Consider the following 14,301-nt stretch of genomic DNA (forward strand, 5'->3'; position numbering starts at 1 on the left):
CAAATGAAAATGTATCCATGCTTATGATGAGGAAGCCATGGTCTTCCCCTTCTCGCTGTTCACCAGCTGTTGACGGGCACGAGCGTTTTGTGCATTCGTATTTTTGATAAAAAACGCCAATACCAAAGCTGTCACGCTCAATAGTGTTGCAATGATAAATGCCGAGTTAATACCGTAGATCGTAGCTTGATTGCTAGCAGCCAGCATTCCCGCTTTGTCCGTAACGTTCAGTCCCTCGGATGCAACCATCGTGGTCAAACGATTGCTGGTTTGAGTAGACATCACCGTCACTAGAATTGCTGTCCCAATCGAGCCCGAAATCATACGTAGCGTATTGCCCATCGCCGTACCATGGGCATTTAATCGTTGTGGAAGCTGATTCAGTCCGGCCGTTTGGATCGGCATCATCAGCAATGACATCCCGAACATTCGTACCGTATAATTGATTAACAGTGTCATATAGGTGGTTGATTCGGTTAAACGTGTAAATTCCCAAGTCGTTACAGTCATGATCAACAACCCAATTACAGACAGCCAGCGCGCTCCAATTCGGTCAAAAATAGCCCCCGTCACAGGAGACATGACCCCCATCAGAATCGCTCCTGGTAACATTAGCATACCAGACTGGAGCGGTGTAAATCCGCGAATATTTTGCAAATAAATTGGAAGCAATATCATACCGGCGTACAGAGCCATCGTCACAATAACATTAATGATTGTCGTCAAGCTGTACACATCGTATTTAAAGATACGAAACTCCAGCATAGGCTCATCTACCTTCAGTTGTCGGACAATAAATAAAATAAGCGCAATCGTCCCGACGATGAGTGTAGACAGGACTGGAATACTCCCCCAACCCGATGTTCCAGCATCACTAAAGCCGTATAACAGCCCACCAAAACCGAGTGTAGACAAAATAACACTGAGAATGTCCAGCTTAGGCTTGGACTGCTCGGTTACATTTTTCAGAAAAATAAATCCGATCACAATCGAAATCACGGAAATCGGCAAGATGATCCAGAACAATACTCGCCAGTCATAGTGCTGGACTATATAACCAGATAAGGTTGGTCCAATGGCTGGAGCAAACCCCATCGCAAGTCCCAGCGTTCCCATTGCACGGCCACGACGCTCTATTGGGTAGATGTTCAAGATAACGACCATCATTAATGGCATCATAATCCCTGCACCCGCAGCCTGAATAAGCCGACCGATCAGCAATATACTAAAACTCGGCGCTATTGCACATAACAGCGTGCCGATTGAAAAAATAGTCATTGCACTAATAAACAATTTACGAGTAGAGAAACGGGCAATCAGGAATGCGGTCACCGGGATCAATACCCCGTTCACGAGCACAAAGCCTGTGCTAAGCCACTGAGCTATATTGGCATCTACATTCAGATCACTCATCATTTTCGGTAAAGCCACACTTATCAATGTCTGGTTTAAAATTGCAACAATTGCGCCAATCAACAGAGCGGCCACAATGGGTGCTCTGCGGACATTACCTGGTAGTGTCATTTGAGGACTGCTCAAGTTGATTCATTCCCTTCGGTGTTAATTTCATGATCATTTGTTTATGAACATCCAAGAGCAACTCTAGCTGCTCCTTCGGGATATCCAGAATTGGCAAGACGCGCTCCATCCACATGGAGTATACCTTTTGCATTATATCTTTTCCTTCTGGCGTAAGCGTCAGTACTAAAGATCTGCGATCATGCTCATGCCGTCCGCGAGCGATATATCCCGCCTTGGTCAAGCGGTCAACCACCCCGCTCATAGAGCTGCTTCCCACATGAGCTATCTCTGCCAGCTCGGATAACCCAATATTGGGGCGTTTATTCAGAATGGCCAAAGCCATGTGCTGAATGGCCGTTAGATCCAAATGCTGCTCCTCGTTCCAGAAAGCATAAAATATCGTCTTGTTAACCTCCCTTACCGATTGAATAATCCGATACACCTCTAGTCTGTCTTCCTCTCTGTCGCTCACTAGAACCATCCTTCTTCCCCATACATATTCATTACCCATATACATAAACTAGTAACTATTTGTATACGAATTGTTATTTATTTATAACTATTATTTTATCATCTCTTATGTAAATGTCAACATTCCCCCAAACACTACCTATACTTGGGACACAAAAAAGCGCGGAAATGATACCAGGATCGGCATCTATCCGCGCATTTCTATTCCCTTAGAAAGCTAATCTGCTGTGTACAGCTACATTCCATGTATCCACTAATTAGCTATTCTGCTCGCTCTATTTGTTCCTTTATTCCCTCATCTTCACTGGCTGATACAGCCGCTTTCGTCTTCGTTGTAATTTTCCCCAACAAATAAACCAGCAAATTCTGATTGTGCTGAGATATTCGGTTAAGCGCAGAACCCAGAAAATCGTCGCGAATTTGCAATCCGCGCTCCACTTCTTCTCTGCCTTGATCTGAAATAACAATCCATACAATTCTACGGTCCTTTACGTCTCTGAACCGGGTGACCAGTCGATTCCGCTCCATCCGGTCCAATAGCATCGTAACTGCCGCAGGTGTGGTGGCGAGATATGGGATTAGTTGAGACGGCTTCATGCGTCCGTATTCGTTCAGAACCTCCAGCACCGTGAGTTGAGCCTCCGTTAGTGATGGAGCTAGTTGCTGCTCCATATGAACCTTGTAATCCTTAGCCATTCTGGACCAGATTTTTGCAAATTCGGTCGTTTGCATTTTGCCTCACTCCTTTGAATAACAGGGTCAGTAAAAGCATCAAAGTTACCATATGGGCCACCGTCCGGATTGTATTTCATCACATTAAATTTTCGCCATTTCCCCTCAGTTTCCTGCCGTTTTTGGAGCATCAAATGAAAAGGGGAAGGAAGTCTCACTTCGGATTTGGAGACAGGTCAAGGTTCGACAGCATGACGGCAAAAAGGTCCTCATTCGTGCTGGAATGGCACGTGAGGACCCCTCTTTTTCGAGCTAAAAAACGCTTGACTTTACAATTATTCTACTGTCTGCGAACTCTGAGGCTCACTACGCGGCAGCACATTTACAATTTCGTCCTTCTTCTCCACCGGAGCCAGCAGTTTGCCTGTATCCTTGCGATCGGTTAAAGGAGCTTTTTCCGAAAGGAAGGACATCGTCTGTCCTTCTGATGTGATGACAAATAATTGAACAGCTTCACGACAGTAGAAGGCAGCCACAATTCGAGTTCCGTTCGAACGCACCCGCTTGCCTTCCTTGAATTCGAAGGTGCTGATTCCTTTACCGCCTCTTCCCTGAGAAGGATAATCCAGCAGAAGCGTACGCTTACCATAACCGGATTCGGTTAGTACCAGCACCTCTCCTTCGTCTTCTTCTACCCATAGTGCTGCAACAATTTCATCGCCTTCCGCCAGTTGTATACCTTTGACCCCCGCTGAAACGCGGCCCATGGCATTAACCTCTTGCTCCTTGAAGCGTATGCTCATCCCCGCACGGGTAATCAACATAATATCTTTGCTATTGTCGCTTAATGTTACTGATAATATCTCATCGTCGCCAGCCACCTTGCAGGCTGCTACAGCACTGGAACGCTTTGTGGCATATTCTGTAAGTTCCGTTCGTTTGACTTGCCCTTTCTTTGTTACAAACACCAGGCTTTTGCCGATTTCCTCTATATTTTTGATCGGAATAACACTTACGATACGATCTTCCTTCGATAGCGAAATGACATTGACGATTGGAGTGCCCGGCTCTTTCCACTTATACTCCGGTATCTGATGCACAGGCAGCAAAAAGTATTGTCCACGCTGGGTGAAGACGAGCAGCACATCGAGTGTATTCACGTCAAGGAACTGAGTAATGTAGTCCCCTTCTTTAACTCCGGAATTTGAACGATCCCCGCCAGAACGAGTGAACGACAGCATACTCGTACGTTTCACATAGCCATCTTTCGAGAGAGTTAGCAATACATCCTCTGCCGCAACCATGACCTCCAGATTTACCTTAATCTCTTCTACTTCACCCTGTATTTCCGAACGACGGTCAATGCCGTACTTTTCACGAATTTCCAGCAACTCTTTGCGGATCAGACTGATCAGCTTGCGGTCACTTTCCAGAATAGAACGGTATTGAGTAATTTTCTTCTGAATGTCAGCAAGTTCTTTTTCGAGGGTGGTAATTTCAAGATTCGTAAGACGGTACAATTGCAGAGTCAAAATGGAATCCGCCTGCCGTTCACTAAAGCCAAACATCCATTGCAAATTATTTTGTGCATCCTGACGATTTTTGGAAGCTTTAATAGCCGCGATGACTTCATCCAGAATGTTCAGCGCCTTGACCAAACCTTCCAGTACATGTGCGCGGTCCTCCGCCTTTTCCAGCTCAAACTTAATGCGATTTGTGACAACTTCACGCTGGTGAGCAATATACGCTTCTAAAATGGATTTTAGTCCAAGCTGGTGCGGCGCTTTGTTTACGATGGCTACCATATTGAAGTTATAAGCCACCTGGAGATCGGTTTTTTTCAGCAGATATGCCAAAATACCTTCCGCATCCGCTTCCTTCTTCAGCTCGACAACAATACGCAGGCCATTTCGTCCACTCTCGTCACGAACTTCGGCAATCCCTTCTACCTTTTTCTCCAGACGGATGTTCTCCATAGCGGTTACGAGCCTGGATTTAACAACCTGGTATGGAATCTCTGTAATAACCAGTTGCTGCTTGCCTCCACGCAAAGACTGAATTTCCGTTTTGGAACGGATATAAATGCGTCCTTTGCCTGTTCTGTATGCATCCTTGATGCCTTCGCCACCCATAATGAGTCCGCCAGTCGGAAAATCTGGGCCTTTTATAAAGGTCATAATCTCTTCCAGTTCGATCTGCGGCTTTTCCATCACTGCGATGGTGGCGTCAATCACCTCACGCAAGCTATGAGTTGGAATTTCCGTTGCAAACCCCGCTGAAATCCCGCTAGATCCGTTTACCAACAGATTAGGATAACGGGAGGGCAGCACGACGGGTTCCTTTGCCGAGTTATCAAAGTTATCCTTGAACAAAACCGTACGTTTTTCGATATCACGTAGCATTTCCATTGCAATCGGAGACAAACGTGCCTCCGTGTAACGCATAGCTGCCGCAGGATCGTCGTCCTGAGAACCCCAGTTGCCGTGGCCATCCACCAGTACGTGGCTCATTTTCCAAGGCTGCGCCATCCGTACCATCCCATCGTAAATAGATGAATCACCGTGAGGATGGTAATTACCCATAACGTCCCCAACGGTTTTGGCGGATTTACGATACGCTTTTTCCGGGGTATTACCCGAATCGTACATCGCGTACAGAATCCGGCGTTGTACGGGCTTTAATCCATCCCGTACATCAGGTATTGCCCGATCCTGAATTATATATTTGGAATATCGGCCAAAGCGGTCACCGACCATTTCCTCCAGATAAGCTGGCAAAAATTGCTCCGATAAGCTCATGTCTACACCTCATTTAATAGCACTACTCTACGTATTCCGTGAAATCCACGTTTTCCACGATCCAGCGCTTACGCGGATCCACCTTATCACCCATCAATGTGGACACACGGCGTTCAGCTTTGGCAGCATCCTCAATCTGAACGCGCAACAGGGTGCGTGACTCGGGATTCATTGTCGTTTCCCATAACTGATCAGGGTTCATCTCCCCGAGTCCTTTATAACGTTGAAGCTCGAAATTCCGTCCAAACTCTTTTAAGTAATTATCAAGCTGCTCGTCAGTCCAGGCATAACGAACTGTTTCGAGCTTACCCGACTTGCGGGTTATTTTATACAATGGCGGCTGAGCAATAAATATGCGTCCTGCATCAATGAGTTCTTTCATATACCGATAAAAGAACGTCAACAACAGTACTTGAATGTGCGCGCCATCCGTATCTGCATCGGTCATAATGATGATTTTGGAATAATTGCTGTCTTCCAGCGTGAACTCTGTTCCTACCCCCGCGCCAATCGCTGCCGTAATAGCACGGTACTCATCATTTTTCATAATATCCGCCAACTTTGATTTTTCCGGATTCATCGGCTTGCCCTTTAGTGGCAAAATCGCCTGAATTTTGGAATCCCGTCCCTGTTTGGCCGATCCTCCAGCCGAATCGCCTTCCACGATAAATAACTCATTACGTGTAAAATCTTTAGACTGCGCAGGCGACAGTTTGCCATTCAAATTAGAACTTTCACTACGTTTCTTGCCAGAACGCATTTCGTCCCGAGCCTTACGTGCAGCTTCACGCGCTTTGGACGCTTGAACTGCCTTTCTGATCAAGGTTTGCGCTATCTGTGGATTTTCCTCCAAAAAGCGCTGCATTTGTTCAGACACGATGGCATCCACTGTACTCCGCGCCGAAGCACTACCCAGCTGATCTTTTGTCTGACCGACAAATTCAACCTCGGCCATCTTGACACTGATTACAGCCATCATACCTTCACGTAGATCGTTGCCCTCCAGGTTTTTATCCTTTTCCTTCAACATCGCTGTTTTGCGTGCATAGTCGTTCATGATACGAGTGTAAGCGGTTTTGAAGCCTGTTTCATGCGTACCCCCGCCACGTGTCGGAATGGAGTTAACGAACGAAGCAATCGTCTCTGTGTAGCCGGCATTGTATTGGATGGCAATCTCCACTTCAATGTCTTCTTTCTCGGCATTAAAATGAATGACATCATGCAGTACATCCTTGCCCTCATTCAAAAAAGAAACAAACTGACTTGCTCCACCCTCATAAAAATATTCATCTGACTTTCCGCTGCGTTCGTCTTTAAGCTGAATACGAAGGCCGGAATTCAGAAAAGCAATTTCCTGAAGACGCTCAGCCAGCGTATCATAGTTAAAATGAATTCCTGACTGAAAAACGCGAATATCCGGTTTAAATGTAATTTTCGAACCCGTCTTGTTAGTATTGCCCAGCACTTCAAGGCCTGTGGTCGGTTCACCGACATGCTCCACGCCCTTCTTGTCCTGCCAATATTCAAACCGCTGACGGTGAATCTTGCCGTCCCGGTAGATTTCCACTTCAAGCCATTCCGAAAGAGCGTTCGTTACAGACGCACCTACCCCATGCAGACCCCCGGACTTTTTATATCCCGAACCGCCAAACTTACCTCCGGCGTGCAAAATGGTGAATACAACTTGAGGCGTAGGGATTCCCATTTTGTGCATTCCCGTAGGAATACCGCGCCCGTTGTCTGATACTGTTACAGAACCGTCCTTATGCATTGTGATATCAATGCGAGAGCAAAACTTGGCAAGATGTTCATCCACCGCGTTGTCTACAATTTCCCATACCAAATGATGCAGTCCCGAAGAACTGGTGCTCCCGATGTACATGCCCGGCCGTTTGCGAACTGCCACAAGCCCTTCGAGCACTTGAATGTCGTCCGCGCCATATTCTGAAGCTCCGTTCTGTGTACCGGAAGCTCCCGCAGACAAGTCGATTTTGTCGACCATTCATGCTCCCCCTTTGTCTAATCATAACCGTGTTTTGCCTTATTCTTGATGGTTTTCACCAAAAATGCAAACAGATGTTTTCTTTTACCTTGTCCATTTTAATTCAATATATCCCGTTTCGTAAAGACGGCGAATGAAACAATCAACGCCGCAGCCCCCCAAATGCCCAGTACAACTAAAGAAAATGGCAGGGTCATTCCCTCAATCGGGGCAGGGCTTCCAGATAAATAATCGGTTAATCCGAGGTTAACCATAAATAAATATTTGGCGCTTTGCCATGATGAAGCCATGTTGGTCAGTATAGTGCCCGAAATGAGCGCAGCCATCATGACCACAATACTTGCTGCTGTACTACGTACCAGAACAGATACCATAAAGGCTAATGAAGCAACCACAAGACTGACAAACCAAATCAATCCGGCTTGCAGCATCAGGTAATGCCATTGTGGAATGGCATGTACAGCAGACAAATCCACCGTCGATCCAACAATTTGAAAGCCGGTAAATACCGGAACATTAAAACCACGAAAACCAAAAAACAAGCCTGATATGAGATAACTTATGACAAATACGGCCAAAATGATGAGCGAAACGAACATATACAGTGTCAGCAGCTTGCTCAGCAGTATTTTCCACCGCCTGACCGGCCGAGTTAGCAACATTTTTATCGTGCCTGTTGTCCGTTCTCCTGAAACCAGGTCCGAAGCAATAGCCATGATCAACAACGGAACGAACAGATTTATGGAATTATCCATAAACTCTCTGGTAAAAGTGACGCCACTCGGCTCATTAGGATTCACGTCATTTTCCAGATAATATTGCATCTGTTGCACAAAGACCCGGCGGTAGGTCTTCCATTCCTCGGGAACCCTATCGCTGCCGAGCGAGTTTTGGTTATCAGTAATGGCCTGACGCAGTTCCAGACGCCAATCGTTACCGAATTTTTCGCGATTGTTTTCTGCCACTTTCATCTGAGCGTACGTAAAAATCGGCACAAGCACAAGCAAAACAAGTAAAATGACATAAAATCGTTTCTTCTTGATAATTTTCAGGGTTTCATTTTGTACGAGCGGTAAAATATTATTCAAGTATCTCACCTTCCGTCATTTTCAGGAATAGTTGCTCCAGTGTAGGATTGATTTTGGTTACACCTTTAACGGAAATACCGGAAGCTGTCATGTGTGCGACCAGCTCCGCAATATGCTCTTCGTCCATTTCTGTAAAAATAGCATCGACTCCGCTACCTGCAACAATGCTGTCATCAATTAATTCATCGGCGTTCGTAATGATTTGCACATACGGAGAATTTTGCAATAGGGCAAGGCCCTGATCGCGGGGCTCCAGCTGCCAGACAGCCATGTGCGAGTGAGTTTCAACCAGTTCCCGTACCCCACCAACAGCTAGCACCTTGCCCCGACTTATAATTGCCACACGATTACATAGCAGCTGGATCTCGCTAAGCAAATGGCTGGAAACAAATACAGCCATGCCTTCGGCCGCTAACAAACGGATAAAAGCTCTCATCTCTTTGATTCCCTTGGGGTCTAGTCCGTTCGTCGGCTCATCCAAAATGAGTAGCTTCGGTCTGCCGAGCAAGGCTTGAGCTATGCCAAGACGCTGACGCATCCCCAGTGAATATGTACTTACCTTATCATGGATGCGACGATCGAGCCGAACCAACTCAACCACCTCGCGAATGCGCTGTTCATCTACACCAGGCTGCATCCGGGCAAAATGCTCTAAATTTTCCCATCCTGTTAGGTAGCTGTACACCTCTGGATTTTCCACAATAGAACCAACATGCCGTAAAGCCTGCTCAGGGTCACGATTTACATTATGACCGCATACGGTTATTGTCCCTTCAGTAGGCTTAATTAAATCGACCAGCATACGAATAGTCGTCGTTTTTCCAGCTCCATTGGGGCCGAGAAATCCGAAAATTTCACCTGCGCGAACGTCGAATGTTACATCATGAATGATCATTTTGCGTTTAATACGTTTCTTAACATGCTGAACAGAGAGCACGATTTCATTATTGCTGCTGTCTCTGTCTGCGCTACCAACCTGATTGGAGGAGTGAAGACTGGACACTGCATCTGTGGATGTCGAATCTTGGGTCACGCCAGCCTCGGTCTTGTCAGCAGATTGGATGCTCATTACTTGTTCCCTCCCTTTTTCGCTTCTGCAGGTTGGCTATTTGTAGACTGTTGTTTAGGATTTACATGATCGGTATCCTTCGTCGCGGTAACAGCAAACCCTTGTGCGATACGTTCAGCGATGGCCTGATAGCCCTGTCCGTTGGGATGAAAATGATCGGATGATAAATAGACGGGCAAATTTTGCTCGAATAAATCGAAAGTTGGAACCAGCGTCATGTTACTGTTTTGGTTGGTAATTGCCATGGCCGCCATATTCCATTCGGTTACCACAAGATTACCGGGAATTTTCATTTCCTGCAGATCACTGAATGGATTATACAATCCAACATAGACAATTTTAGCATTCGGATTGATTTTTCCTACCTTTGTCAGCACCTTTTGCAAACGTTTGGCTGCATCAGGCAGAGCTTTGCGCAAACCACTGAGTGTAGGTGGCTCTTTGCCGGTTTGAGCCGCCTGCGCGCCCTGAAATAAATCATTACCGCCAATCGAAACTATAATCACATTAGCCTTCTTCAGTACATAAGACACACCAGGCTCATCCAGCTTGGTTAATAGTCCTTGAGTCGTCAGTCCATTAATCCCCAGATTATTTATGAGCTGAGCTTTATGTCCTTCCTGATTATTTAACAAAGTCACCGACCGGCGCACAAAACCACTTCCGGAGTCATCCCCCGTTCCTTTGGCTAGCGAATCGCCAATGGCAGCTACGCGCAACTCTCCCGTTTGAGCAGTAGCCGATGGTGCAGTTTGTGTCTGCGATGAACCGGATTGTACAGGTTGAGTACTTACCAATGGCTCTGGAGCCGTGATACTTCGTACTGCTGCAATAAATCCGTACAATAATAGCAGTGTGGCGGCAATGGAAACGGAACCGACAGACCGCCAAATCCATTTTGATGAATTCACTCGTGTTCCCTCCTGATAGCTTAGTGAAATAAACATAAAGCTTCTCCTGTCATTTTGCAAATAAACCGTTCTGGTTCAGGTGAAAATCGAGGTTTAGTATCCCTTATAAATTTCCATAAACATACTAAAAAAGGATGGAAAACTCCCATCCTTTTATCATACTTTTTGTGCGAATAGCCCTTCTTATCATCAGCAGTCAGACGAAAGAAACTATTTGCTATCAGGGATGAAACTTCTAATCCATTGTCCAAAACTACCCGGATTTCGGCTTTGAATCAGTACCGTTCCTTCACCGCGAAAACGACATACAAGAGCTTCCCCACTCGTTACGCTGGACAACCAGCCTTTAGATGCCTTTTCAATTCTATAATCCATATAATCCGGCCATGCCACTAGATGAGCATTATCAATAATACGCTCCTCTCCTGGCGCGATATAAATGGGGTGAATGGCTCCATACGAGGATAGGAATACTGTGCCGCGGCCACTGATTTCTACAATAAAAAAACCTTCACCGGAGAATAAACCTTTCATCAGGTTTTGCATTTTGGTACTAACCTCAATCCCTTCCGTACAGGCCAAAAAACCGTCCTTTTGGACCAACAGCCTGTACGTGCCATCCAGTTCCACTGCTTGTACATCACCTATGCTTGCAGGGGCTAGCAGTACTTCAGCGGGTCCCCGAGCTGCTCTCAGCTCTTGAAAAAAGAATTTTTCTCCGCTCAGCATTCTGCCTAAGCCACGTAACAGCCCACCGTCTACCGTCCCCTTTATATCTACACTGGAAGACATGGAAACCATCGCTCCCATTTCTGCTTTAATGGTTTCTCCGGGGTTCAACTGCACCTTAAGCATAGCAAAAGCACCTTCATGCACGATTTCGTAGCTCATTTGTTCACCTAGCTTTCCAAAAGTAGTCTGTTATCCATTCAGCTTACTGTCATCATACTATAAGCACGTCCCTTATGTCTTTTCTGGTATAGAGCAATGGTTTATGCCTGAAGTGACATGAGCGACATAAAAAGACCCGCTGAACGTTGTCAGCGGGTCTTTACATTACGTACGTCACTATCTTTTTATAAACAGAAATGACGTTTAGAACGTTTTCTCTATCAACTTAGTTACGTGTGAACTCTTGTACCCAATATCCATTGTAGTAAGCCACACCGATTTGTGTATATTCTGCCTTCAAGATATTTTCACGATGTCCCTGGCTATTCATCCAGGCCTTCATCACTTCTTGTGGTGTTTTTTGTCCCATTGCAATATTCTCACCCGCATACGTATAAGTTACACCGAATTTTTTCATCATATCAAAGGGTGAACCGTAAGTCGGAGATGTATGGGAAAAGTAATTGTTCGTGCTCATGTCCTTCGCCTTCGCTAAGGCTACTTCTGTAAGCTTCGCATTAGATGTGAGGGGCTTCAGACCTTTTTGACTGCGCTCATTGTTTACAAGCTTTACAACCTCAGCTGCAAATTGAGACTTGCTGAGTTGTGCATTAGAATCTGTAGACTGACCTGCACCTGAATTGGTGTTTTGTGTTTGGGTCTGTTGCTTGTTAACAGACTTTGAAGCCTTTTGGTTACCCTGATTCGTCGTTTGCTTGCCAGAAGAAGGATTTGCTGTTTTTGTTTTAGCCTTGTCCTTTTCAGAATAATCCTTAATGACCGTCTTTGTTATTGTCGTCGTCCCGTTGGACATATTGACTGTGTATCCGTTATTTTGAAACCACTGTTGTAATTGAGCAGATAAATCGTCAGCTGGTGAAGCTGATGCCGGAACGATGAATCCTGCGGATAAAATGGCGCTTAGGCTTCCCATCACCAGTGTTTTTTTCAACATATTCTTCATTTCGTCATCTCCTTGTTGTATAAGTGCCTTGGTGTGAACGTCTCAGGTTACAACTTTGTAATCTTTACTCTAGCAGTATATCATGTTTTATAGCATCATCAATGGTATAAAAGTTGGAAAAAAAATAGTCCTGCTCGGCAATGGCGAACAGGACGAAGTTAAAAATAGTGAGGCTTTAAGTATTAGATTGTTTGTTGCAAGCTGATTATCTAAGCTTTTTGCTGAAACGGTAGCCTTGCTTCTCAAAGCCGATTCGGTTGTAGAAAGCACGGGCCTCTACTTGTTTGATGCGGTTATTCGCTCCAGTAATGAATAAATGATAGCATCCTTGCGCACGCCCCCACTCCTCACCACAAGCAACCAACCGCTTGCCAATGCCTTCGCCGCGATACTCCCCGCTCACGACCAGCATGGTGATTTGTACAGCAGGATCAGGATAGGCCAGGCTTTGAGCCGTATGCATGCCGATTACTCCGACTACACGACCATCCATTTCTGCAACCATCATATTCGCTTGACTGTCCTCCTGCGCTGTTCCCATAACTTCTTTCATAACACCACAAGTCATCGGGTATCCGACTTCTCTGAGTAGTCCAGTTACGGCTTCACAATCGCCAAGCTCTACGGAACGAATTGTCAGTACTGGAATCATCACACTGTTAGACATGATTTACCTCCACTTTCAGCATATTGGCAGCTTCTTTGGCTGTCTTCCGTGCTGTTTCCACATCTTCTGCAGCGCTAAGCGCTACAGCCATCCGGCGTCCCGGCTTGGTTTCAGGCTTCCCGAACACTCGCACCTGTGTCCGGGGTAGCAATAGTGCATCATGCAGACCGCTTATTGCGAAATCGCGCGTAGCCACTTCTGCCTTTAAGGTAGCTGAAGCTCCTGGTGTAAGCAGCGTGACGGATGGCACCGGGAATCCGAGAATTGCCCGTACATGAAGCGCAAATTCAGACAAATCCTGCGTAATCATGGTCACCATACCTGTATCATGCGGACGCGGGGATACTTCACTGAATATGACGCTATCAGCCGTTAAAAACAGTTCTACGCCAAACAATCCGTAACCACCCAGTTCATCCGTAATCGTACGGGCAATGTCCTGCGCCTCCGAAAGCTGCTTGTCCGTCATGCCATGAGGCTGCCAGGATTCGACATAATCCCCATCTTTTTGAATGTGGCCAATCGGTGGGCAAAAAGTCGTGCCTGATTCCGATCTGACGGTCAATAAGGTGATTTCGCTCTCAAACGGGACAAAAGCTTCAACAATGACACGTGTCGTTTTGGCACGTGCGCCTTCCAGCGCCGTATTCCAGCAGGATTCTGCGTCTTCGAGTGTCCGGCATACAGACTGCCCTTTACCCGACGAACTCATTAAGGGTTTGACCACGCATGGCGTGCCCAGCTCTTGAACCGCCGACCGTAACTGCTCAAAATCATCTGCAAAACGGTAGGCAGCAGTCGGAAGCTGTAATTTCTCGGCAGCCAACCTGCGGATACCCTCACGGTCCATCGTAAGACGAGCGGCCCGTGCCGTTGGTACTACGTGAAATCCCTCTTGCTCTAATTCTTCCAAAGCACCCGTAGCAATAGCTTCGATTTCAGGTACAATTATGTCGGGCTGTTCCTTGCGAATTAGTGCCTTCAACGCCTCAGCATCCTGCATATCCAGACAGTGAGAGCGATGGGCCACCTGCATTGCTGGAGCCAGCTCATAGCGATCTACAGCAATACATTCCACGCCAAGCCGCTGAGCTTCAATAATGACTTCTTTTCCCAATTCGCCGCTACCCAGCAGTAGCATCTTCTTAGCCTTGGCAGAAAAAGGAGCACCCCACATCTTGAACTCTTCCCCCTCTGACGATATTGCTCTGATCTCTTTTCATCTTTATTTTCAGGGTTTAGCTCCA

General features: G+C 46.2%; 12 protein-coding genes. All 12 read right to left on the reverse strand.

What is annotated here, in order from left to right:
* Positions 1-21: 21 nt before the first annotated feature.
* On the reverse strand, positions 22-1,524 hold the full coding sequence (locus tag ACH59B_RS14220) for a DHA2 family efflux MFS transporter permease subunit (protein WP_193191024.1): 1,503 nt from the start codon (positions 1,522-1,524) through the stop codon (positions 22-24).
* Complete coding sequence (locus ACH59B_RS14225) at positions 1,508-1,993, reverse strand: MarR family winged helix-turn-helix transcriptional regulator (protein ID WP_404301875.1); 486 nt, start codon at positions 1,991-1,993, stop codon at positions 1,508-1,510. The genes ACH59B_RS14220 and ACH59B_RS14225 overlap by 17 nt, the downstream gene beginning before the upstream one ends.
* Positions 1,994-2,253: 260 nt before the next feature.
* Positions 2,254-2,724 carry a MarR family winged helix-turn-helix transcriptional regulator gene (locus ACH59B_RS14230; RefSeq protein WP_016822123.1) on the reverse strand — a complete coding sequence of 157 codons (471 nt, stop codon included), beginning with the start codon at positions 2,722-2,724 and terminating at the stop codon, positions 2,254-2,256.
* 275 nt (positions 2,725-2,999) lie between these two features.
* Positions 3,000-5,462 (reverse strand): DNA gyrase subunit A, encoded by a 2,463-nt coding sequence (gyrA, locus tag ACH59B_RS14235; RefSeq protein ID WP_017427593.1) that lies wholly within the window; start codon positions 5,460-5,462, stop codon positions 3,000-3,002.
* Positions 5,463-5,484: 22 nt separating this feature from the next.
* Positions 5,485-7,464 (reverse strand): DNA topoisomerase IV subunit B, encoded by a 1,980-nt coding sequence (parE, locus tag ACH59B_RS14240; protein WP_013371580.1) that lies wholly within the window; start codon positions 7,462-7,464, stop codon positions 5,485-5,487.
* A 98-nt stretch (positions 7,465-7,562) separates the two neighbouring features.
* Positions 7,563-8,552, reverse strand: a complete 990-nt coding sequence (locus ACH59B_RS14245) for an ABC transporter permease (RefSeq protein ID WP_016822125.1) — start codon at positions 8,550-8,552, stop codon at positions 7,563-7,565.
* Complete coding sequence (locus tag ACH59B_RS14250) at positions 8,545-9,621, reverse strand: ABC transporter ATP-binding protein (protein ID WP_193191008.1); 1,077 nt, start codon at positions 9,619-9,621, stop codon at positions 8,545-8,547. Before ACH59B_RS14250 ends, ACH59B_RS14245 begins: the two co-directional genes overlap by 8 nt.
* Entirely contained in the window at positions 9,621-10,568 is a 948-nt protein-coding gene (locus ACH59B_RS14255) for a GDSL-type esterase/lipase family protein (RefSeq protein ID WP_016822127.1), read from the reverse strand. The genes ACH59B_RS14250 and ACH59B_RS14255 overlap by 1 nt, the downstream gene beginning before the upstream one ends.
* A 174-nt stretch (positions 10,569-10,742) precedes the next feature.
* Positions 10,743-11,423, reverse strand: coding sequence for a TIGR00266 family protein (locus tag ACH59B_RS14260; protein WP_016822128.1), 681 nt, complete (start codon positions 11,421-11,423; stop codon positions 10,743-10,745).
* A gap of 226 nt (positions 11,424-11,649) precedes the next feature.
* Positions 11,650-12,387 (reverse strand): CAP domain-containing protein, encoded by a 738-nt coding sequence (locus ACH59B_RS14265; RefSeq protein ID WP_016822129.1) that lies wholly within the window; start codon positions 12,385-12,387, stop codon positions 11,650-11,652.
* A gap of 205 nt (positions 12,388-12,592) precedes the next feature.
* On the reverse strand, positions 12,593-13,054 hold the full coding sequence (locus ACH59B_RS14270; protein ID WP_016822130.1) for a GNAT family N-acetyltransferase: 462 nt from the start codon (positions 13,052-13,054) through the stop codon (positions 12,593-12,595).
* Positions 13,047-14,231, reverse strand: coding sequence for a formate-dependent phosphoribosylglycinamide formyltransferase (gene purT, locus ACH59B_RS14275; protein ID WP_016822131.1), 1,185 nt, complete (start codon positions 14,229-14,231; stop codon positions 13,047-13,049). Before purT ends, ACH59B_RS14270 begins: the two co-directional genes overlap by 8 nt.
* Positions 14,232-14,301 lie beyond the last annotated feature (70 nt).

It is taken from the genome of Paenibacillus sp. DP01 (genome assembly GCF_044784315.1).
GTDB lineage: Bacteria > Bacillota > Bacilli > Paenibacillales > Paenibacillaceae > Paenibacillus > Paenibacillus polymyxa.